The organism is Glaciimonas sp. OK215, assembly GCF_057787885.1.
Genome location: NZ_CM173544.1, coordinates 2,663,567 through 2,686,462, shown reverse-complemented (window position 1 = coordinate 2,686,462; position 22,896 = coordinate 2,663,567). Strand labels below are relative to the sequence as shown.

At 53.6% G+C, this 22,896-nt stretch carries 21 protein-coding genes; 20 read left to right on the top strand and 1 reads right to left on the bottom strand.

Features of this window, described 5'->3' with window-relative positions:
• The first annotated feature begins 405 nt into the window (after positions 1-405).
• The 9 genes from AC3CHX_RS12120 (at position 406) to AC3CHX_RS12080 (ending at position 8,240) form a co-directional block, all read left to right on the top strand.
• Complete coding sequence (locus AC3CHX_RS12120; RefSeq protein ID WP_488644249.1) at positions 406-1,368, top strand: amidohydrolase family protein; 963 nt, start codon at positions 406-408, stop codon at positions 1,366-1,368.
• A 23-nt stretch (positions 1,369-1,391) separates the two neighbouring features.
• Positions 1,392-2,144, top strand: coding sequence for a maleate cis-trans isomerase family protein (locus tag AC3CHX_RS12115; RefSeq protein WP_488644248.1), 753 nt, complete (start codon positions 1,392-1,394; stop codon positions 2,142-2,144).
• 13 nt (positions 2,145-2,157) lie between these two features.
• Positions 2,158-2,985 carry an alpha/beta fold hydrolase gene (locus AC3CHX_RS12110; RefSeq protein ID WP_488644247.1) on the top strand — a complete coding sequence of 276 codons (828 nt, stop codon included), beginning with the start codon at positions 2,158-2,160 and terminating at the stop codon, positions 2,983-2,985.
• Positions 2,986-3,020: 35 nt separating this feature from the next.
• Positions 3,021-4,061 carry a 2,5-dihydroxypyridine 5,6-dioxygenase NicX family protein gene (locus AC3CHX_RS12105; RefSeq protein ID WP_488644246.1) on the top strand — a complete coding sequence of 347 codons (1,041 nt, stop codon included), beginning with the start codon at positions 3,021-3,023 and terminating at the stop codon, positions 4,059-4,061.
• A complete protein-coding gene (locus tag AC3CHX_RS12100) occupies positions 4,058-4,681 on the top strand; it encodes an isochorismatase family protein (RefSeq protein ID WP_488644245.1) in 624 nt (207 codons plus the stop codon). Before AC3CHX_RS12105 ends, AC3CHX_RS12100 begins: the two co-directional genes overlap by 4 nt.
• 139 nt (positions 4,682-4,820) lie before the next feature.
• Entirely contained in the window at positions 4,821-5,126 is a 306-nt protein-coding gene (locus AC3CHX_RS12095) for a non-heme iron oxygenase ferredoxin subunit (protein WP_488644244.1), read from the top strand.
• Positions 5,127-5,142: 16 nt separating this feature from the next.
• On the top strand, positions 5,143-6,378 hold the full coding sequence (locus AC3CHX_RS12090; protein WP_488644243.1) for an NAD(P)/FAD-dependent oxidoreductase: 1,236 nt from the start codon (positions 5,143-5,145) through the stop codon (positions 6,376-6,378).
• Positions 6,379-6,418: 40 nt separating this feature from the next.
• Positions 6,419-7,711, top strand: a complete 1,293-nt coding sequence (locus AC3CHX_RS12085; RefSeq protein ID WP_488644242.1) for a Rieske 2Fe-2S domain-containing protein — start codon at positions 6,419-6,421, stop codon at positions 7,709-7,711.
• 73 nt (positions 7,712-7,784) lie between these two features.
• Positions 7,785-8,240 (top strand): aromatic-ring-hydroxylating dioxygenase subunit beta, encoded by a 456-nt coding sequence (locus tag AC3CHX_RS12080; protein ID WP_488644809.1) that lies wholly within the window; start codon positions 7,785-7,787, stop codon positions 8,238-8,240.
• Positions 8,241-8,251: 11 nt separating this feature from the next.
• On the opposite strand, the gene AC3CHX_RS12075 is transcribed toward AC3CHX_RS12080, so the two are convergent.
• On the bottom strand, positions 8,252-8,959 hold the full coding sequence (locus tag AC3CHX_RS12075; RefSeq protein ID WP_488644241.1) for a MarR family winged helix-turn-helix transcriptional regulator: 708 nt from the start codon (positions 8,957-8,959) through the stop codon (positions 8,252-8,254).
• A gap of 72 nt (positions 8,960-9,031) precedes the next feature.
• Here AC3CHX_RS12075 and AC3CHX_RS12070 point away from each other — a divergent pair, with 72 nt between their 5' ends.
• From AC3CHX_RS12070 to AC3CHX_RS12020, 11 genes are all read left to right on the top strand, one after another.
• Positions 9,032-9,787, top strand: coding sequence for an ABC transporter ATP-binding protein (locus AC3CHX_RS12070; protein WP_488644240.1), 756 nt, complete (start codon positions 9,032-9,034; stop codon positions 9,785-9,787).
• Complete coding sequence (locus AC3CHX_RS12065; protein WP_488644239.1) at positions 9,780-10,484, top strand: ABC transporter ATP-binding protein; 705 nt, start codon at positions 9,780-9,782, stop codon at positions 10,482-10,484. The genes AC3CHX_RS12070 and AC3CHX_RS12065 overlap by 8 nt, the downstream gene beginning before the upstream one ends.
• A 24-nt stretch (positions 10,485-10,508) precedes the next feature.
• Complete coding sequence (locus tag AC3CHX_RS12060) at positions 10,509-11,396, top strand: branched-chain amino acid ABC transporter permease (RefSeq protein ID WP_488644238.1); 888 nt, start codon at positions 10,509-10,511, stop codon at positions 11,394-11,396.
• The gene (locus AC3CHX_RS12055; RefSeq protein WP_488644237.1) at positions 11,393-12,376 is read left to right on the top strand and encodes a branched-chain amino acid ABC transporter permease; all 984 of its coding nucleotides are present in this window, start codon (positions 11,393-11,395) and stop codon (positions 12,374-12,376) included. Before AC3CHX_RS12060 ends, AC3CHX_RS12055 begins: the two co-directional genes overlap by 4 nt.
• Complete coding sequence (locus AC3CHX_RS12050) at positions 12,373-14,754, top strand: xanthine dehydrogenase family protein molybdopterin-binding subunit (RefSeq protein WP_488644236.1); 2,382 nt, start codon at positions 12,373-12,375, stop codon at positions 14,752-14,754. Before AC3CHX_RS12055 ends, AC3CHX_RS12050 begins: the two co-directional genes overlap by 4 nt.
• A complete protein-coding gene (locus tag AC3CHX_RS12045; protein WP_488644235.1) occupies positions 14,751-15,602 on the top strand; it encodes an FAD binding domain-containing protein in 852 nt (283 codons plus the stop codon). The genes AC3CHX_RS12050 and AC3CHX_RS12045 overlap by 4 nt, the downstream gene beginning before the upstream one ends.
• 37 nt (positions 15,603-15,639) lie before the next feature.
• Positions 15,640-16,821 carry a xanthine dehydrogenase family Fe-S subunit gene (locus AC3CHX_RS12040; protein ID WP_488644808.1) on the top strand — a complete coding sequence of 394 codons (1,182 nt, stop codon included), beginning with the start codon at positions 15,640-15,642 and terminating at the stop codon, positions 16,819-16,821.
• Positions 16,822-16,900: 79 nt separating this feature from the next.
• On the top strand, positions 16,901-18,106 hold the full coding sequence (locus AC3CHX_RS12035; protein WP_488644234.1) for an ABC transporter substrate-binding protein: 1,206 nt from the start codon (positions 16,901-16,903) through the stop codon (positions 18,104-18,106).
• Positions 18,107-18,320: 214 nt separating this feature from the next.
• Positions 18,321-19,937 carry an MFS transporter gene (locus AC3CHX_RS12030; RefSeq protein WP_488644233.1) on the top strand — a complete coding sequence of 539 codons (1,617 nt, stop codon included), beginning with the start codon at positions 18,321-18,323 and terminating at the stop codon, positions 19,935-19,937.
• A gap of 259 nt (positions 19,938-20,196) precedes the next feature.
• Positions 20,197-21,234: a porin gene (locus AC3CHX_RS12025; RefSeq protein ID WP_488644232.1), complete on the top strand. Its 1,038-nt coding sequence runs from the start codon at positions 20,197-20,199 to the stop codon at positions 21,232-21,234.
• 133 nt (positions 21,235-21,367) lie between these two features.
• A complete protein-coding gene (locus AC3CHX_RS12020; RefSeq protein WP_488644231.1) occupies positions 21,368-22,594 on the top strand; it encodes an ABC transporter substrate-binding protein in 1,227 nt (408 codons plus the stop codon).
• The last annotated feature ends 302 nt before the right edge of the window (positions 22,595-22,896 follow it).

Below are 22,896 nucleotides of genomic sequence, written 5' to 3'. Positions count from 1 at the left end.
CCACTTTCGGAACCGGCCGGTGCGTATGGTGATTGCGTCAACCAACGCTGTTACCTTGCGGTGGGCATCAGCAATTTGCGCTTCAGCAGCATTGGTGAATTCAGCTTGGATGCTGATTGACACATGGAGCTCGGCAAGGGCTAGCTAAATTTAATTATCGATGGAGTGTTGACTCCACAGAATTTTCATCTATACTCGCTTTTAATCAGTATGCTGAGTATATCGGTCAAGTGTCACTTGTCGGCAAAGGCATCACTGCATTGACAACAAGGAGTGGAAACCCGTATTTGATTTTTTAATACGGACGCATGCATGCAAATACTCAGTGCACTGAGTAAAATTCTCGAGCAGTTCGAAGCAGGTGCTCTATGAGAGTTACGGTTAATTGAAAATGAGGAATAACAAATGAAACGTCTCCGAAAAATTGCTCTTGAAGAGCATTTTATGGCTCCAGGATTTCAAGAGTATTCGAAGGGTTTTCTTAAAAATATAGATGAGGCCGGACGTACTCTCTTGACGAAAAAGCTGACTGATTTTGATGAAATCCGACTGGGAGAAATGGATAGGGCAGGCATTGACCTTGTCATTCTTTCTCAATCAGGGCCGGGTGTTCAGGCCGAACCGCTTACCTCGGTAGCAATTTCGCGAGCGCAACAAAATAACGATTTTCTAGCCGAGCAGATTGCCCGCCATCCGACGCGATACGCTGGTTTTGCCACCTTGCCCATGCAGGACCCGAATGCGGCCGCAATTGAACTCGAGCGGGCGGTCAAGAAACTGCATTTCAAAGGTTCGCTGGTTAACGGACATACCAACGGCAAGTATTACGACGATCGTTCTTACGATCCGTTCTGGGAAAAGATGCAGGAACTGGATGTGCCTATGTACCTACATCCGATCGATGCGCACATCCAGCCGTATTCGTTGAGCGGTCATCCGGAATTGACCGGCGCTACTTGGGGGTGGGGCGTCGAAACTGCCACGCATGCCTTGAGAATATTGTTTGGTGGCGTGTTTGATCGCTTTCCGCGGCTTAAGCTGATTGTTGGTCACATGGGGGAGGGACTGCCGTTCCAGCGCTGGCGCTTTGATAGCCGCTTCCCTGTCTATCCGCATGGCATTGCGCTGGCGCGTGCGCCTTCAGAATATTTCGGTTCCAACATTTTGATTACGACCTCCGGGGTCTGTTCGCCGCATGCGTTGTGCGGCGCAATTGGCGAAATGGGCGTGGAGGCTGTGTTGTTCTCCGTCGATTACCCCTACGAATCTAGCGAAGTTGCGGCCAATTTCATCGAACAAGCGCCGTTGGATGAAACAACGCGACAGATGGTTGCCTACAAAAATGCAGAGCGCATCTTTAAGCTCTAAACCAAATTTAACGGAGAACAAGAATGCAAAAACCATATCGAATCGGCCAGATCGTTCCGAGTTCAAACACCACCATGGAAACCGAGATCCCAGCGATGCTGGCCGCCAGGCAGTTGGTGCGGCCGGAACGTTTCACGTTCCATTCCAGCCGCATGCGCATGAAGAAGGTGGTCAAGGAAGAATTGGTGGCCATGGATGCCGAATCTGACCGTTGCGCGCTGGAGCTGAGCGACGCGCGTGTAGATGTGTTGGGTTATGCATGCCTGGTAGCCATCATGGCGATGGGCCATGGCTATCATCGTGAGTCGGAGCGCAGGTTGACGGCGCACACGACGGCAAACGGTGCCGACGCGCCGGTGCTCACCAGCGCCGGTGCCTTGATCGACGCTTTGAAGGTGATTGGGGCCAAGCGTATCGCTGTGGTGACGCCTTATATGAAGCCGCTGACTGAACTTGTTGTCGATTACATCCGTCACGAAGGATTTGAAGTGGTCGATTATCGCGCGCTGGAAATTGCAGATAACCTCGATGTCGGTCGACATGATCCTGCGCTGTTGCCGGGCATTGTTGCGGAAATGAACATCAAGGATGTCGACGCCATCGTATTGTCGGCCTGCGTACAGATGCCCTCGCTGCCGGCAGTAGCCAAGGTGGAAGCGATGACGGGCAAACCAGTCATTACCGCAGCTATCGCCACCACCTACGCGATGCTCAAACAATTGAAGCTTGAGGCAATCGTACCGGGCGCGGGTGCGTTGCTCTCCGGCGCTTATTGACAGGCGGCACGCGATGACGACATTACTATACGGCGCCCATGTACGCGCCAACGGCATCCGCCAGCATTACCTGCGTTTCGGCGGGGCTTCCGGCAAGAATGCCGAACGCGACGCGGTCGTGATCATTCCCGGTATCACCAGTCCTGCCATCACGTGGGCATTTGTCGGCGAACGCCTGGGGCAACACTTCGATACTTACATTCTTGATGTGCGCGGCAGGGGATTGTCGGAGTCTTCAGACACGCTTGACTATAGCCTCGCTGCGCAGGCGGTAGATGCGATCGCCTTTACCAAGGCGCTCGGCATCAAGCGCTACAGTTTGATCGGTCATTCGATGGGTGCTCGAATCGGGCTAAGAATGGCGCGTCAGGCACCCGCAGAGCTGGTACGCCTGGTGATGATCGATCCGCCGGTTTCCGGGCCCGGCCGGCGTGCTTATCCCTCGCAGTTGCCTTGGTATCTCGATTCCATGAAGCTCGCGCGCGAAGGGGCGGACGCGGACGTCATGCGTACCTTCTGTCCGACCTGGACCACGGAGCAGCTGCAGTTGCGTGCGGAATGGCTGCATACCTGTGACGAGCGCGCCATCATCGCCAGTTTCGAGAGTTTTCACACCGATGATGTGCATGCCGATATGCCGCAGGTCCAGGTGCCATCTTTGTTGATGGTAGCAGGACGAGGGGATGTTATTCGCGCCGAGGACATATCAGAAATCAGGCAGTTGATGCCTCAGCTTGACGTTGCGCATGTACCCGGCGCCGGTCATATGATTCCATGGGACGACGAGGCGGGCTTCTATTCTGCGTTCGGGGAGTTTCTCGGTACACCGCTGCACGCCTGATCAACGGTAGCTTGGCTATAGTGAAAGGAAATGTGATGTCAGTAAGCGACTACGATTTGATCAAGGCATGGCAGCAGGTCTTGAAGCTGTCCAAGCTAGACGCGGGGCAAATGGTGACGGTGCTGACCAGCAGCGCTACGCATCCGCAAACCTTGTCTGCCGCCTTGATCGCCTGCCAGTCTATGGGGGCGGTGGTAAATCGACTGGATTTGCCGCCGGTGAACGGAGAAAAAGCACTTAGCCGAGACTCTCTTGCCTACCTTGGAACAACGCCGTTGACAGGCAATCGCCCGGCCATTGCAGCGCTGAAGGAAAGTGATCTGGTACTGGATCTGATGACGCTGCTGTTTTCTCCAGAGCAGCACGAGATTCTGAAAGCGGGTACCAAAATTCTGTTGGCGGTAGAACCGCCGGAAGTGTTGTTGCGGATGGTGCCTACCGAAGCCGACCGGATACGCGTGGTCGCGGCGAATCGACGCTTGAGCGCGGCAAGGGAAATGCACGTGGTGTCGGCAGCGGGTACCGATTTGCGCTGCCCGCTGGGCGAATTTCCGGCAGTTAGCGAGTATGGTTTCGTCGATGAACCGGGACGTTGGGACCACTGGCCCAGTGGCTTTGTCCTGACCTGGCCCGACGAGGGTGGGGCCAACGGCCAAATTGTCATCGATCAGGGCGATATTCTTTTGCCGCAAAAATGTTACGTGACGGCGCCTATTGTATTGACTGTCAAAAACGGCTATGCAATCGAGATTGAAGGTGGCGTTGACGCCGAGCTCCTGAATGAATACATGGAGTCGTTTGACGATCCGGAAGGCTATGCGATATCGCACATTGGCTGGGGTCTGCAACCGCGTGCGCGCCGCGCGACGCTGGGTTTGTATGACCGCGAAGCCACGATAGGCATGGATGCCAGGGCTTACGAAGGAAATTTTCTGTTTTCGCTGGGACCAAACAATGAAGTCGGCGGCAAGCGAACTACCGCCTGTCACATCGACATTCCCCTGCGTCACTGCACTGTGCGCCTTGACGGCCAGGACGTTGTTCATCAAGGCAAAGTATTGGAGGCAGCATCATGAAGCAACACGCCGAAGTGCAAACATATCAGCGCCAAGGTTTTGGCACCGCGTTGCCCCTGCATGGACCAGTAGGATTGCTCATCGTCGATTTCGTCAACGGCTTCGCCAATCCGAATGTATTTGGCGGCGGCAATATCACGGAGGCGATCAGTAATACGGTGCCCTTGCTGCAGGCTGCACGCGAGCGCAAATGGGCCATTGTGCACAGCCGCATCGTGTTTGCCGACAATGACGCCGATCACAATATTTTCACCATCAAGGTGCCGGGTATGCTAACGCTCAAAGAGCATGATCCGAACAGCGCAATTGTCGCGGAGTTGACGCCGGTAGATGGCGAATTGGTGGTTAGAAAAACAGTGCCGTCGGCATTCTTTGCTACCTCACTTGCTGCGTGGCTCACGCAACGTGGCGTGCAGACACTGGTGGTGGCGGGCTGCGTCACCAGCGGCTGCGTCAGAGCGAGCGTGGTGGATGCTATGTCCTGGGGATTTCGTCCGGTAGTCGCCGCGGATTGCGTCGGTGACCGTGCGATTGCACCGCATGATGCCAGCTTGTTCGACATGGAACAAAAATACGCCGCGGTCATGAACCGAGATCAGTTGCTGGATGAACTAAGGTGAAGTAATGATTTTTTTTGAAGCACTACTGTATAGAAGTGAAACTGCAATATTTGGAATGGTTGTTCAAGGACAAACGCTTAAATTTTAGATTTATTTAATCAGTGTGCTGATAAATATAAACAAATGGCAGGAGACAGCAATGACATGGACTAAATTGGCAACAAAGGATGAACTGGCCGAGGGAGAGGTATTAGGGGTCAATGCAGCAGAAAAACAGGTCGCCCTGTATTTTTTTGACGGTCAATATTTCGCCACCAGCAACGTCTGCACGCATCAATTCGCCTTACTTTCCGAGGGCTACTTTGAGGACGGATGCATAGAGTGTCCTTTGCATCAGGGGCGATTTGACGTTCGTACCGGCCAGGCCATGTGCGCACCTCTGACGGAAAACATTGCCAGTTTCCCTGTCAAGGTGGATGGCAATTCGATTTACGCAGATATTTAAGTTGCCGATATTTACCATGGAACAACCAACAATACTTATCGTCGGCGCGGGCCAGGCCGGTGGATGTGCTGCAGCGACATTGCGTAAAGAAGGCTATCAGGGACGCATCGTTTTGCTGGGGGCGGAATCATATGCGCCGTACGAGCGGCCGCCCTTGTCCAAGGGAGTACTTGATGGCAGCCAGGCGGAATCCAGTATTTTTCTGCAGAAGCCGGAATTTTACGCAGAGTGCAAGATCGAGTGGATCCCTGATGTGCATGTCACCAGCATTCAGGCCAAGAATCGCACCGCACATACATCCGATGGCAACGTCATCTCGTTTGACAAGTGCCTGGTTGCAACCGGCGGTCGTCCGCGGCGATTTCCAGGGTTGCACGAAGAGATGCCCAACGTGCATTACCTGCGCGGCCTGGCAGATGTGATCGGGATCAAGAAAAAAATCAAGCCGGGTGCGCGCGTAGTCGTGATCGGCGGCGGCTTTCTCGGGCTGGAATTTGCCAGCACCGTGCGCGCACAGGGGGTGCAAGTGACGGTAGTCGAAGCCGGCGTGCAGATTATGGGGCGCGCTGCTCCGCATATGTTCGCCGAATGGCTACACGAGCGCTATCTCAGGGCTGGCGTAGAAATTATTAGAAATGCAGAGATTAAGGCGATCGAGTATGACCAAGCCGGAGGCAAGGTCGTACTCGGCAACGGCGCCATTCTCGAATCTGATTTTTGTCTGGTGGCCATCGGCCAAGTCCCCAATATTGAATTGGCGGAAATGGCTGGATTCCATCTGGATAACGGGATAGCCGTCGATGCCTGCGGCGAGACCTCTGTTCCCGGTATTTTTGCGGCAGGAGACTGCGCATCGCATTTCAATGACTTTCTCGGTAAGCGAGTGCGACTTGAGTCTTGGCATAACGCACAAGAGCAAGCCATTGTGGCCGCCAAGGCGATCCTTGGCGCCTCTGCTGCCTACGACGTGGTTCCCTGGTTCTGGTCCGATCAGCTGGGATTCAATATCCAAATGCTGGGTTCTCCGGAGTCAGACCTTCGCTACGTCGTTCGAGGCGACATGGCCGCCGAAAAATTCGATGTCTTTGGCTTTGATGGCGAGTATTTGCGATACGTACTGGCGGTTAACAACGGCGGCGATATCCGCCCGTTGCGTACGCTTCTGGAGTCTGGCGTGAATGTGGCCGCTGCGCAGCTGCTGGATACCTCAAGGTCAATCCGGGAAATCATCAAGGCAGCTACGGTTAAATAAAATACCGCGCCAACAAGGTGCAGAAATATAGGAGCAAGAAATGTATCAATCACAAGCAATATTGGATCGCACCGCAGGTTACAAGAACCGGAAGGATCTGGATGGGTATCAATGGCCCGAGGATGCACTGCACTTCATCCCGGATTGGGTGTACACCAGCGATGCGATATACGAACGCGAAGTGGAGCGGATTTTTCACGGAAGAACTTGGAATTTTGTTGCTCTCGAGGCGGAAATTCCCAACTCCGGCGACTATAAACGCTCATATGTCGGACCCACACCGGTGGTGGTTGCACGCGCTGAGGATGGCTCTGTCAGTGTATTTGAAAACCGCTGTGCGCACCGTGGCGCCGAATTTTGCAGAAATCCTAAGGGTAATAACAAGGAGTTCGTATGCCCCTATCACCAGTGGTCATACGATTTAAAGGGGAACCTGCAGGGCATCCCATTCAAGCGTGGCGTAAATAAAACCGGCGGCATGCCCAAAGATTTTCGCAATGAAGATCATGGCTTGAAGAAATTGGCGGTTGCGATGCGGAATGGCGTTATCTTCGCCTCATTTTGCCAAGACATGGAACCTTTGGAAGACTACCTGACACCGGAAATACTGAAGGACTTTGACGTCGTTTTCAGCGGTAAGCGTTTGCGTATCCATGGCTATTACAAGAATGAACTTCCTGCCAATTGGAAGATGTATCTGGAAAATCTGAAGGATCCTTACCACGCGACCTTGCTGCATTCGTTTCTGGTCGTGTTCGGCCTGATGGTGGCGGGCAACGAGTCGGCGATGATCGCCGATAGCAAATACGGCATCCACGGCACGATGGCATCGGCAAAAAAGGAAGACAAGTACGCACAGGTCAGCGAAGAGACAAAAAAAGAGATGCGTTCGTTCCATGACGGGATGAGTTTGCTGGACGATCGCTTTCTCGAATTCATCAAGGAATTCGATTCTCCCTGGTCGGTCACGATGCAGACGATATGGCCCAACCTTATCGTTCAGCGCGAAATGAATACGCTCGGGGTACGGCAACTCGTTCCGAACGGACCAAACAGTTTCGTGATGATGTGGACCATGTTTGGGTACGAAGACGATACTGATGAAATGACCAGTCATCGTTTGCGCCAGGGAAATTTGATGGGGCCGTCTGGGTTTCTCGGGTTGGAAGACAACGAGGCAATCAAATTCGTGCAAGAGGGCGTAAGAAGATCAAAGTCAGACATGAACGTAGTCAAGCTGGACTCCGGCAATGTCGGTACGGCAGGCTCCTTGATTTCTGAGGCAGCGATCCGCGCAATGTACAAACATTATCGTGAAGTCATGGGACTTTAAGCACAGGGGCTGAAAGATGTTGATTTTAAAGGGTTATCAGGCGACTGAGGTCGACCGGATTGCGGCGCGCGAGATGCGTTTTGCGATTGAGGAGTTCAATGCAGACTATTGCGCCGTCCTGGATGCGGGCGAAGTCGAACAATGGCCGGATTTTTTTACCGAGGATGCCGTCTACCGCATCACAGCAAAGGAAAATGCCGATGAAGGCTTGCTGGTTGGACTGGTGTATGCGCAAGGAAAAAATATGCTGCACGACCGTGCAGCGGCTATCGCGCGTACCCAAATGTTCGCGCCGCGCTACAACCTGCATGTGGTCGGCAATGTGCGTGTGCTCAAAGTGCTGGATAGCGGAGACATATTGGCGCAATCCAATTTCATCTTGCTGCAAACGCTCGTGGAAGGTCCCACCACATTGCATATGGCGGGGCGATACTACGACCGATTTGAAGCAGGCGGGCGCTTGCTAAAGGAGCGCCAGGTCGTCTATGACACAACCATCATCGCTAATGACTTGGTTTACCCCGTATGAATGCGCAGACTTCAAAGCGCGCGCATGCTGGCGCGGCCGTGCTCGTTATTACCTTCAACCAGTATATGAAGAAGTTGCATGAACTTTTTCTTGTCTTGCGGATTCAGCGGAGCCAGCAATCGTTCTTGAGCAAATTGCATGGCTGGGTACATGGTGCTGGTGATGTTGTCACCTTCAGCGGTATTGAATGCATGCTTCACCCGCCGGTCCGTTTCGCTTTGATGGCGGGTGACCAGGCCGCGCTCTTCCAGGCGCCGCAAAACATCGGCGGTATTGGTGCGGTCTAACCCAAGTTCATGGCCTAGTGCGGTTTGATCCAAACCGGGCGAGGCGGAGAGAGCGGTCAGCATGCCGTACTGGACCGGAGTGATATTGAAGTTTTTGCACTCTTCGAAAAAAAGAGAACCATGGATCTGGTTGAGGCGACGCAACAAATAACCAGGACGGGCAGCCAGTGGTTCTTTGACTGGTTCGTTTGCTTTCGATGTTTTTGGCATGTTGTTTCCATAAGCGATGTTGTTGAGGTGTGATGAATAATAAATTTCGGCGAAATTACATTTAATTGTTTGTGTACTGAGTAATTTTATTTTAGCATACAGATCAATAATAAAAAAATGCAGAGAAACGGCCTGGGCCATTTCGGTGCGGCAACATGCGGCGATTCCAGAAGGCATATTGTTATTCGCCGACAAATTTCGCGACAGCTGATTATCGACCATAGATGCTGCGATCCCAATGCAAAGATTTTTCTGCAAATAATTTAATACAAGAAAAGGCAAGAAGGAGACAAAATGGCGCAACAGACCATACTTGAAACACGAGGTCTGACCAAGCAATTCAAAGGATTTGTCGCCGTGAAAGACGTGAATCTACGTTTTGAAGCGGGCAAGATCCATGCATTGATCGGCCCCAACGGTGCAGGCAAGACGACGTTTTTCAATTTGCTGACCAAGTTTCTGATTCCAACTTCGGGACAGATTATTTACAAGGGCAACGACATTACCCAGGTGAATCCGGCGCGGATTGCGCGTGCGGGAGTGATTCGGTCATTTCAGATTTCAGCGGTGTTCCCACATTTGACGGTGCTGGAGAATGTGCGCATTGGATTGCAGGGAAGGGCTGGCATCGCGTCGCGTTTCTGGCAATCGTCCAAGGTGCTGGATAGATTCAATGGACAGGCAATGGAGATGTTGAAAACCGTCGATCTGGAGGCGTATGCGGATACTAAAGCTGCCGACATGCCGTACGGTCGCAAGCGTGCGCTGGAGATCGCCACTACTTTGGCTATGGATCCCGAACTGATGTTGCTGGATGAGCCGACTCAGGGGATGGGGCAAGAAGACGTGGATCGCGTTAAAGAACTCATCAAACGCGTCGGCGCCAGTCGAACCATTTTGATGGTGGAACACAACATGAAAGTGGTGTCCGATATATCCGACACCATCACGGTTTTGCAGCGCGGACAGGTGCTGGCGCATGGCAATTATAAGGATGTCTCGACCAATCCGCAGGTGATTGAAGCCTATCTGGGAGGCGGTCATGCGTAAAGAAATGCTGCGCGTCGAAAGTCTGAATGCCTGGTATGGCGAGTCTCATATCCTGCACGGCATCGGCTTCCATGTTAACGAAGGCGAACTGGTGACCCTGCTGGGGCGCAATGGTGCCGGTCGCTCCAGCACGCTACGCGCCATCATGGGCATCGGCTGTACCCGCAAGGGATCAATCCGGGTGCAGGGGCAGGAAACGACCGGTTTAAAGCCGCACCACATCGCCAGGCTGGGCATCGGTTACTGCCCGGAGGAACGTGGTATCTATGCTTCGCTCAACGTCGAGGAAAATCTGTTGCTGCTACCTCAAGTCGGCGCCGACGGCATGACGCTGACTGAGATTTATCAGATGTTTCCCAACTTGTACGAGCGGCGTAAAAGCCAGGGGACCAAATTGTCGGGCGGTGAGCAGCAAATGCTGGCGATGGCGCGCATCTTGCGGACCGGAGCCAAACTCCTGCTGCTTGACGAGATTACCGAAGGCCTGGCGCCGGTGGTGGTTGAAACGCTTGGAAAGGTGCTGAAAGAGCTTAAGACGCGTGGCTATACCATCGTTCTCGTTGAGCAAAATTTCCGTTTCTCTGCACCTCTGGCCGATCGCAATTATGTGGTTGAGCATGGCAATATCGTCGCGACGGTGGCGTACGACGAATTGGAAAAAAATCGGACCTTAATCGAAAATTATCTGGGTGTTTAGAGAAGGCCCGAGGAGACCATAACAATGGAAATATTTCATATCTCGTTGCAAGCGTTGCTTGGCCAGATGGCGCTGGGACTGGTGAACGGATCGTTCTACGCGATTCTCAGTCTTGGGCTGGCCGTCATTTTCGGCATGCTCAACATCATCAATTTCACCCACGGTGCGCAATATATGCTGGGGGCGTATTTTACCTGGCTCGGCATGACCTATCTTGGCATCAACTATTGGGTCGCTCTGCTGTTGTGCCCGATCCTGGTCGGTGCCGCAGGTATGGTGGTCGAGCGTCTGCTATTGCGCCACTTGTATAAGCTGGATCATTTGTACGGTTTGTTGCTGACGTTTGGTCTGTGTTTGATCGTAGAAGGTTTGTTCGTGGAATGGTTCGGTGTGTCGGGTCAGCAATATCCGGTGCCGGAATCGCTGCGCGGTGTGATCGAACTCGGTTTCCTTACCTTGCCAGTCTATCGGGCCTGGGTGGTAGTCTGTTCGGTGACCGTGTGCTTGCTGAGCTGGTTTGCGATTGAAAAGACCCGCCTGGGAGGATATCTGCGTGCAGCCACCGAAAAGCCCGAGCAGACCCAGGCGTTCGGCATCAACGTGCCGCTGCTGGTGACCCTGACTTATGGTTTTGGTGTCGCGCTGGCAGCCTTTGCCGGCGTACTGGCGGCCCCGGTTATCCAGAACACACCGCTGATGGGGGCCAACATGATTATCGTGGTGTTTGCTGTAGTCGTGATCGGCGGCATGGGATCAATACTCGGCGCAATTGTGACCGGCCTTGGGCTTGGACTCATTGAGGGTTTGACCAAGGTGGTCTATCCCGAATTTTCATCCAACATAGTTTTCCTGGTGATGGCACTCGTATTGCTTGTGCGTCCGTCAGGTCTTTTCGGCAAGGAAAAATCTTGAATAAGCTTAATTTCGACGGCAAAACGCTGGCATGCGTGCTGCTCCTGATCGCGCTTCTGGGAGTGCCGTTTAGCGGCATATATACGTTGTTTGCTATCAAGGCGCTGTGTTTTGCGCTGTTTGCCGCCGCATTCAATCTTTTGCTCGGCCAGGTTGGACTACTGTCGTTCGGGCATGCGTCTTTTTTTGGTTTGTCAGCTTACGTCTGCGGGTATGCAGCCACAACCTGGGGCTTACCGACTGAGGTCGCTATCCTGTTCGGTACCGTCGTGGCAGCCGTGCTGGGCCTGGGCATCGGCTGGCTTGCGATTCGGCGGCAAGGGATTTATTTCGCGATGATTACGCTGGCGTTGGCGCAAATGGTTTATTTCTTTTGCCTGCAGGCGCCGTTTACAGGGGGCGAAGACGGTATCCAAAGTATTCCGCGCGGCAATTTCATCGGCCTGTTCAGCCTGGAGTCCGATACCGCCATGTACTATTTTGTCCTGGGCGTGTTTCTGCTTGGGGTGATGGCCTTGTACCGCATCATTCATTCGCCGTTCGGCGCCGTGTTGCAAGCGATCCGCGAAAACGAAGCGCGCGCCATTTCGCTTGGTTACGATGTCAACCGTTACAAACTGATCGCCTTCGTCCTGTCGGCGGCACTGACCGGGCTGGCGGGCGCTACCAAAGCGGTGGCGATGCAAATCGCCACGCTGACCGATGTGCACTGGCACCTTTCGGGAGAGGTGATACTGATGAGCCTGTTCGGTGGAACCGCGACGTTCGCGGGCCCGTTTTTTGGCGGAATGACCATCGTTTCTCTCCAAAATTTTTTCGCCGACAAGGTGGGTGATTGGGTCACGGTCATCATGGGCGTGATTTTCGTGGTGTGCGTCATGGCCTTTCGCAAAGGTGTAGTGGGTGAGTTTTACGACTGGTTAAGCCGTCGCAAAGCTATCCGACTATCGATGTTGACCAGGCAGGAGTTCAATTCATGAGTAGGATTCATGGCGCAACCAGTAGTGATGGCGGAGTGGGCGCGCGCGTACTGCGCAAGGAAGACGAACGTCATTTGCACGGACGTGGCCGGTTTGTGGCCGATTTGGTTATGCCGGGAATGCAGGAAGTCGCATTTTTGCGCAGCCCTTTGGCGCATGCGAAGATACTCGGCATTCAGAAAACGACAGGCAATGTGATGCAGGTGGTGACGCGGGCCGACATGGTCGGCGCTAGCGATATCGTCGCCGATTCAGCTTTGCCAACCTATAAACCTTCCAGGCATCCGCCGCTGGCACATGAAAAAGTGCGCTTTGTTGGCGAACCTGTGGCGCTTGCTTTTGCACCGTCACGGGCGGAGGCGGAAGATATCGCCGAGCAGATAGGGTTGGATCTGGAAGAGTTGCCACCGCTGGCCAACGCCTTTGCCGCACTGGCGCGCAAGGACGTGCGCGTGCATGATCATTGGGACGACAACGTATTTCTGACCATGAACGTGGACAATGGTTTTGACCAGCATTCAAAAAATGCGCCGGTGATCGTCAAGAAGAAAGTGAATCTGGCACGTCAGTGCATGGTGCCGATGGAAGGCAAGGCCGTAATGGCCTATTGGGATCATCAGTTCGGTCAGTTGGTGGTATATACGGCGACACAAGTACCCCATATGATTCGTACGGTGCTGGCGCAGTGTCTTGGCATCGAGCATGCGTTGGTGCGGGTGGTGGCCCCCGATGTTGGCGGCGCCTTTGGATACAAGTGTGTGCTGCAGCAAGAAGAGTTGTGTGTCGCCTGGCTGGCATTGACCTACAAGAAGCCGTTTCGTTACATTGAGGACAGACGCGAGCATTTGATCGCCGGCGCCAATTCACGTCAACATCACTATGATATGACGGCCTACGCTGACAAGAATGGCCGTCTGCTGGCGCTTGATGCACATATTATCATCGACGGCGGCGCTTATTCTGCGTGGCCTTTCACCATCGGTTTGGAGCCGGGGCAGGCGACCGGAAATCTGCCTGGACCATATGAATTTAACGGTTATCGTTGCCGCACCGATTGCGTTGCGACCAACAAACCGGGATTTCTGCCGTATCGCGGCGTGGCGCGGACTGGTGTGTGCTTTGCCATGGAATTGCTGATGGATGCGATTGCGCGCAAGGTCGGGCGCGAGCCGTGGCAAGTGCGTTGCGATAATCTGGTCCCAGCCAGAGCAATGCCTTACCGGAACGTGGCTAACAAGTTTTATGACAGCGGTGACTATCAGGCCAGCCTGAAGAGAGCCGTTGAAATGATAGGCTTCGATGAGATTCGGGCGCGCCAGCTTAAAGGCGAAGCCGATGGCCGTTTAGTCGGTGTTGGTTTTGCGACGTATACCGAGCAGTCGGCCCACGGCACCGCCGTGTTTGCGTCATGGGGCCTGCCATTGGTGCCAGGCTACGACCAGGCAACTGTGCGCTTGACGCCGGATGGCGGACTTGAAGTGCGGGTGGGAGTGCATTCGCACGGACAAGGAATGGAAACCACGCTGGCGCAGATCGCCAATGAAATTCTCGGCGTACCGGTGGCAAAAACCAAGGTAATCCACGGCGATACCGGCAATACCCCTTTCTCCACCGGTACCTATGCTTCGCGTGCGATTGTCATGGCTGGCGGCGCGGTTTCGGTCACTTGCAAGGCGTTGTTGCCGAAGTTGAAAAAAATCGGTGCACATTTGTTGCAGCTGTCCGAGGATGCGGTCACCGTAGAGCGTGGTGCAGTGGTCGCCGGAACGCAGAGCGTAACCTTGCAGGAAATCGCCAACGCTTGGTATTTACACCCGGAGCGCCTGCCGCAGGATGTGGATCTGGGCGGTCTGGAAGCCACCATGGCTTACAAGCCCAAGGTCGATACCGGCGCCTTCAGTTATGCGACACATGCTTGCCTGGTATTGGTTGACCCTGAAATCGGCCATGTCGAGATTCTCGACTATGCGATCGTCGAAGACTGTGGTCGCATGATCAACCCGATGGTGGTCGAAGGCCAAACTTATGGCGGTGCGGCGCAAGGTATCGGCACAGCCCTCTATGAAGAAGTGCTGTACGACGACAATGCCCAGCCCTTGACGTCGACCTTGGCAGATTATATTTTGCCGGGTCCGACCGAGTTACCTAATTTTCGCATCGAGCACATGGAAACGCTTTCCCCGAACACTGAATTCGGCATGAAAGGTGTGGGCGAGGGCGGTGCTATCGGGCCGCCGGCAGCGATTTTCAATGCCGTCAACGATGCTATCCGTTCGCTCGGGGCGGAAGTCACTGAAACCCCATTGACGCCGCATCGTCTGCTGCAAGCGCTGGCGCATGCCAGAACACAAGGCACGACAGCACGGGAGGCTGCATGAAAGCCGCCGCTTTTGAATATCAGCTCGCTCAGACACTGGAACACGCTACGCAACTGCTGCTGCAGGGCGGTGGCACAGTCAAACCGATAGGCGGTGGCCAGTCCATGGGGCCGATGCTCAACTTGCGTCTGGTCCGTCCGAGCCTGTTGGTGGATGTTTCCGATCTTGCTGAAATGCGCCAGGTAGCGTCTGTTTCGGAGGGGTACTGGATCGGCGGTGCGATCACACATGCGGAGATCGAGGATGGCCGGCTTGATGCATTGCTGAGCGACTCTCCCAGTCTGGCGCAGATGTTGCGCCGAATCGCCGGCGACATTGCCTATCGGGCGATCCGCAATCGCGGCACGCTGGCGGGAAGTCTGGCGCACGCCGACCCGGCGGCCGACTGGGTACTGACTATGGCGGCACTGGATGCTCAGTTGCAATGTACGGGACCAAAAGGAAAGCGCTGGGTTGCCATGGCACAGTTTATGTCCGGTGCGTTCACAACTGCGCTGCAGGAGGGCGAGTTGCTGTCTGGCCTGCGTCTTGCACGCTATTCGACCGCGATGCGCTGGGGTTATTACAAGTTCTGCCGCAAGACTGGGGAGTTTGCCGAAGCCAGTTGTGCCGCCGTATTCGATCCGGAGCTACGCATCGCGCGCATCATGCTGGGTGCCCTCGACGGGGCGCCGATGGCCTTGCAATCATTGGCCGCAGCAGTAGCGCAGCATGGTGTTGCGGCGCTGTCGGATGAGGCGGTGTCGCGCTCTGTGGCCCAGGTAGCGCCGGGAAAGGACGCGATGCAACGTCAATTATTGGCTGCAGCTGTGAAGCGTTGTGTCAAGCAAGTTTTGGAGGTGAAATAATATGCAAGCAAGTGCGCAAATCAATCCGCAAGCGGGCATGCAAGCCATCCGCTTGCATGTCAATGGCCGTGAGCAGCAGCATGCCGTAGCACCGCGCACGCATCTGGGCGACTTCGTTCGGGAGCATTGCAGCCTCACCGGCACTCATCTTGGATGTGAACATGGTGTCTGCGGCGCATGTACCGTTTTGGTGAATGATCAGCCGGTTCGCTCATGCATCACGTTCGCTGTCGCTTGTGAAGGAAAGACGGTGCAGACCATCGAAGGCTACGAAAGCGACCCCATCATGGCCAGCTTGCGCACGGCTTTCTCACAAGAGCATGCATTGCAATGCGGGTACTGCACACCGGGGATGTTGGCGACTGCCTACGATATTGTGCGTCGACTGCCGGATGCGGATGAGCATCGCATACGTGTCGAGTTGTCGGGGAATCTGTGCCGATGTACCGGTTATGTCGGCATTGTGCGGGCGATCCAGTCGGTGCTGGCGAATCTCAAGTCAGAACCGCAATCGGCTGCGGCAGCCGCGCACCCACTGCCTCAGTCCGCAAGCTCGCAGGCCTCTACGATATTTCGTACCTTTACGGCCCGTGATGATGGTTCGGTTTCTCCAGTAGCGTCAGCTCCGGCTGAGGCCGGCACTACAAGCGTCGGCGCTGAGGAACGCAAGGGCTGGACGCATATGGACGACAGTTTCAGCGTCGATTTCCCGCCGGAACAGGTATGGGAATTCATGGGCGACGTGACGGCGCTGGCCTCCTGCCTACCCGGTGCAGAGGTGCTGGAAAACGACGGCAGTACGGTCAAAGGCAAGATCGCCATCAAGTTCGGTCCGATTGCGGCTGCCTTCAATGGCGCGGCGACGTTGGAGCGTAACGATACAGAAAGAGTCGGCATGTTGCGCGGCGCGGGCGCCGACACCATCAGTCATTCACGCGCCAAGGGAGATATCGGTTATCGCGTGGTGGGTCTCGAAGGCGGCCAGCGCACCCGCGTGGAAATCAGCCTTGATCATATGCTGCAGGGCCCGCTGGCGCAATTTTCCCGGTCTGGGCTGGTTAAGGATTTCGTCTCACGCATGATCGCCGATTTTGGTCGTAACCTGGCGGCACGCATGGGCGGGGCAGATGCCAGTGAATTGCCGTCGCAAAAAATCAGTGTCTTCAAACTGTTCTGGAGTGTCTTATTTGCGCGTATGAAGGGTGTTTTCAAGCAGTGACGTAGTAAAAGATGGCACGGCATAGTGCTCTTTTTTAAAATTATATACTCAGCATGCTGAGTAATACGAGGAGACGGTAATGAGCAAGAAGCTACTTATATCTGCTGTGATGGCAGCGTTGGCAGGTACGTGCCAAATCGCAGCGGCATCTCAAGATGGTGTCAAAGTCGGTGTCATCACCGACATGTCAGGCACCTATTCCGATTTATCAGGGAAGGGCTCAGTGCTGGCTGCGCAAATGGCGGTTGAGGAATTCGGTGGCAAGGTTCTGGGCAAGCCAATTACCGTATTGTCAGCCGACCACCAGAACAAAGCTGACATTGCGTCGGGTATCGCTCGCAAATGGTTCGACACAGAAGGCGTCGACATGGTCATCGATTTCCCGAATTCATCGACGGCTCTGGCGGTGCAGGACCTGGCCAGGCAAAAGAACAAGGTGAGCATCGTCTCGACAGGCGCCGCGATCGGATTGACCAACAAGTCTTGCTCACCGACTGGGTTCCATTGGTCCTATGACACTTACTCCAACGCCTATCCGTTGGCGAAGGAACTCATCCAGCAACGCAAGAAAAGCTGGTACTACGTCACTGTGGATTATGCGTTCGGGAATGCCCTGGAAGCCGATTTCCGGCGTGGCGTCGAATCATTTGGCGGCACCAATGTGGGCGGGACCAAGCATCCGCTGAACGCTTCAGATTTTAGTTCACAAATGGTGTCGGCGAAGTCGTCCAACGCGAAAGTGGTGGTGTTGGCTAATGCTGGTAATGACATGATAAATGGCGTGAAAGCCGCTGCCGAGTTCGGCTTGATCAAAGGCGGCCAGACCGTAATCATTCCAGTTACCTTTATTACCGACATCAAGAGTCTCGGTCTTCAAACTGCGCAGGGTCTGCAGTTTGTCGATGCTTATAACCTCGATCTGGATCAGAAATCCAGGGACTTCGTGAAACGCTTCATCGAACGCAAAAAAGAAGCGCCGACCATGGGCCAGATAGGCGTGTATTCGGGCGTATTACACTACCTGAAGGGCGTGCAGGCTGCCAATACAGTCGATGGCAAGGCGGTAGCCGACAAGATGCGCAGCATGCCCGTGAACGATGCATTCGTGCACGGTGGTCAGATTCGTGCAGATGGCCGCATGGTGCACGACATGTATCTGGCGCAAGTGAAAACCCCGGCGGAATCCAAGGGGCCGTGGGACCTGGTGAAGTATGAACGCGTCATCCCTGCGGACAAGGCATTCAAACCGCTCTCCGAGAGTGAATGCCCATTGGTCAAGAAGTGATTGCCTGATCTTGCATCCTTGGTTATTCGGGTACAGGATCAAAGCTCATTGAAGAAAAAGTGGTGGAAGAAGCACTGCAGGAAGGTTTGCCAAGTCTGAAAGCCTTCCCAACTGCCCATGGCAAGCACGGTCTGTTTTTTGTGAAGAGCGATTCAGTATGGCTGACGTGCGCTTGGTTCCACGGATGTGCAATGTAAAACGAAGGAGACAAAAAATGCCTAGATCATATATTCAGAAAACTGAAATTAATGGGCGTGCAGTGGTTAAGGATGGAATGACCAAGGAAGAAAGGAAGGTGATTCTGGCCTCATCTTTCGGAGCGCTCATGGAGTGGTATGACTTTTATATTTATGCTGCACTGGCAGTGTATTTCGGAGCGTTGTTTTTCCCAAAAGGAAACGAAACAGCCGCATTTCTCGCCAGCTTGGCGACTTTCGGCGCTGGTTTTTTGATTCGCCCCGTAGGGGCTCTGGTATTTGGCCGTTTAGGCGACATTGTCGGGCGCAAGTACACTTTTCTCATTACGATTGTACTGATGGGCGTGGCTACCATAGGTGTGGGCTTGCTGCCCACCTACTCGCAAATCGGTATCGCCGCCACCATCTTGCTAGTCGGCCTTCGGCTGTTGCAAGGATTCGCGTTGGGAGGAGAGGTGGGCGGTGCAGTAACTTATGTCGCCGAGCACTCTCCAATCCATAAACGCGGGCTGTATACCAGTTCGTTGCAGACCACGGCGACATTGGGATTGCTGCTCTCGTTGCTGGTTGTTTATATCTTGAAAAGCACTATCAGCGAGGCGGATTTTCGCTCTTGGGGATGGCGTATTCCGTTCGTTGTCTCGCTATTGATGCTGATAGTCTCGGTTTACATCCGCACTAAGCTGCACGAGTCCCCGACTTTTCTGCGAATGAAAGCCCGAGGGGCGACTTCCAAGGCGCCGATTAGTGAAAGCTTCCTGAAATGGGACAACTTAAAGTATGTGTTGCTGTTGTTCTGTATTTCCTCTGGACTCGGCGCGATTTTTGGCACCGGTCATTTCTATTCGATGTTCTTTCTCAACAAGACACTCAAGATGCCCCTTGAGCAAGTGCATTTTTTAATCGGAATGGCTTTAATTGTTGTTGCGCCACTGTATCTGTTTTTTGGCTGGCTCTCTGATCGTATCGGGCGCAAGTGGATCATGCTGTCTGCCTGTTTGTTGGCCGCGCTTACGGTGCAACCGATTTTCAGGGCACTGACCCACTATGCCAATCCTGCACTGGAACAGTTTCTTGAACACAAAACGGTGGATGTATTTGCGAACGACTGTCATTTCAATCTGTTCTCAAAGCCTGATACATCTTGCGATCAAGTTCGCGGTTTCCTGACTGAGTCCGGTGTTTCCTATCAACTGTTCCCGGCCAAAGTGAGCGGTGATGTGCTGCTGACTGTCGGTGGGCAGGACGTACAAGGCATTACGCCGGAGAAAATTAAGGCGGCTCTCAAAGGTGCCGGCTGGCCGGAAAGCATTGATCAGACGCAAGTCAACAAGCCCATGATCTTCGTCCTGTTGCTCATTCTGGTGCTCTATCTCGCAATGATTTATGGACCCATGGCCGCCTTCATGGTGGAGCTTTTTCCTATGAGGGTTCGTTATACGTCGCTATCGCTACCTTTCCATCTTGGGGCAGGCTGGATTGGCGGCATGCTTTCCTTTGTCGTCACCGCGATGAACGTGGCTCATGGGGATATTTACTATGGGTTGTGGTATCCGGTCCTGGTTGCCGGTGGCGCTTTACTGGTAGGGCTACTTTTCATGCCGGAAACCAGAGGCCGATCGCTTGATTTTTAAGGCGGCTATAAATGTCCGGACAGGCGAATTGCAGTCCGGATTGCGGTCATTTCGGGAATTTTTTGGTTTTTTTTGATAATTGTAATCAGTGTACTGATTACAATTATTGCAAAAAGTAGTTTCCGAAGGGGGGAATCCGTCAGCTTCCAACTGCGATCTATTGGGAGATAGCTACCCGTTGACGCTTCTTATATTCAGTAATGAACAGAATTTACTTGGTGAAGTAAATATTAGAACGATAATTTTTGGAGACAATTTAATGAAGAAAAATCTGTGCGCATTAGCTACTTTGACCGTTTGTGCAGGCTCTGCATTTGCCCAAACCAACGTCACCATATACGGCGTCGCCGATATGGGCTTTGTGAAGGAAATGGGCGGGCCATTCGGCTCTGTAGCAAAATTGACCAGCGGCGTAGCTTCTGGCTCTCGTTTGGGATTTAAGGGTACGGAAGATCTCGGCGGTGGTTTGTCCGCTAAGTTCGTCATGGAGGCCGGCATTTTAATGGACACCGGCGCTTCTGCCCAAGGTGGTACGTTTCTTGGTCGTCAGTCTTACGTCGGCTTGGACGGCGGTTTCGGTTCCGTTACCTTAGGCCGGCAATACACACCGTTATTTAACGCCCTGAGCGCTGTTGATCCGTTCAGCGCTTTTAGCTTGGCGGGGGCATCAGATAACCTGATGTCAATTGGCGGGATTCGCATGAATAACACCATCAAATATACATCGCCGAAAGTAATGGGATTCAGTGGAGAAGTGGCTTATGGTTTCGGTGAAGTGGCTGGTAACATCGACTCCGGCCGTCACATTGGCGCGACAATCGGTTATCAGTATGGCCCCCTGAATATTAAACTTAGCCGCGATAGCATCGATACTGTTGCAACCACGACGGTCGCCTCGCAACGTGGCAACACGACACTTCTGGGTGGGACATACGACTTCAGTGTCGCGAAGTTGGCTCTCGGTTACGCGGTGAATAAAGGTACTGTCGCCATCGAGGGAAATCCCAATGCAAATACTCGGGATGCACTTATTGGTGTGACAGTTCCATACGGCGCCAGTAACTTCTTAGCCTCCTACATTCATAAAAGTGATAAGACTGCGGCGAACCTAGGCGCTCATCAATGGGGTGTCGGATACATGTATGCGCTGTCTAAGCGCACCGATATCTACACGTCTTATGCACGCATAAGCAACCGTGCTGTTGCCGGTGCCGCTGGATTTTATACCGTGGGTAACGCCTCCGAAACCGGCTCGGGAGATAAAGCATTTAACGTTGGCGTGCGCCACACTTTCTGAATGCAGGCGGACATGCATCATGCAACGGTACCGAGCCAACCGATGCGTCCTCGGTTGGCTTTGGTGCGCATAGCGCACCCTGCATTTTCGTTATATTCGTAAGTTCTAACTATAAGAAACCGAGGACATAAAAATGTGGAACCATCGTATTGAATTAGCTGTTCTATTCTGTGTTCTGACGTTAAGCGTGGCATCGGGCAATGCTCAAAACAAGCCGGCGGACACGATCAAGATAGGCGTGTCCGGGCCGTTCACGGGAGGTTCCGCCCCGCTGGGCGAAAGCATGCGCAACGGTATCCGCCTCGCGGTTGAAGAGATCAATGGCATTGGGGGTGTCAACGGCAAGAAAATTGAATTGATTGAGCGCGACGATCGTGCCACGCCGGATGTCGGTGCGAAAATCGCGGAAGAATTTACGCATCAGAGAGTTGTCGCGGCGATCGGCATCGTCAATACCGGTGTCGGGCTGGCATCGATCGATATCTATCAAAAAGCGAAAATTCCGCTGGTGGTAGCGGTGTCGACCGGTACTGCACTGACGAAAAAATATGCGCCTCCGGCCGCTTCCGAGAACTACATTTTCCGTGTCGCACCGACGTTGGATCTGGAAGCAAAGACCCTGGTTGCCGATCTCAAGCGCCGAGGCTTGAGCAAAGTGGCGGTTCTTGCCGATGCAACGGCGTATGGCGAGGCTGGCTTGAAAGCTATCCAGGAACAAAGCAAGTTTACAGGGCTGGAGTTGGTCGCGGAAGAGCGATTCAATCTCGGTGATCAGAACATGAGCGCCCAGGTTGGTCGTGCAAAATCCAGCAGCGCGCAAGCACTGGTAATTTGGGGCATCGGACCGGAGATGGTAGTTATCGCCAAGAACAAGACGGCGATGGGCTGGAAGGTGCCGATGCTCGGAAGTGAGACGTTTTCGATGGAAAATTTCGTGGAGGGCGCAGGCAAGGCGGCCGACGGTGCGCTGATGCCACAAACCTTTATTCAGGAAGTTGGCTCGGTCAGCAAGAATGCTTTTCTGCTGTCCTATATACGCACGTTCAATACCGCCTCCATCCCATCACCAATGAGTGCCGCACAAGGCTACGACGGCATGCAGCTGCTGTATTCGGCGCTACGCCAAGCCAAGTCCACCGAAGGGAAAAAGATCAAGGAAGCATTTGAAAACTTGAAATGCTGCTATCAAGGGGTGATTACGAACTATAACAAGCCGTTCTCCGCGACAGATCACGACGCGATTACACAAAATATGTTGTTGATGGCCAAGATTAGCTCTGGCAAGGTGGACTATGCATATGCAGACGACGCGAAGCGGGGCGCGCAGATTCGTGTGAAGCAAAAAAATGGGGCTCAATAGTCTGTTCTGATTTCTGGAATTCTGACGCCGTTGAACAATGAATAGAACTTACACGGAGAATCGGATTTTCGGTGCAGATTGGTGCGCTTAAGTCGAAGAAGTCCTTGGGTGACAACGACTTGCGACGCCCGTTTCGGCCAAACATTCATCATCGCACAAGTTGTTGATTACTCAGTGCATTTCCGTTCCGTCGGCATCAGTCTGAAGCGAAGTACGATCACCCAGTTTCATGCCGATATCTTGTCAGATTGAAAATGGCCAGACGGATTCGCAACGGACCCGTCGTAGCGTAGCAATAAGAG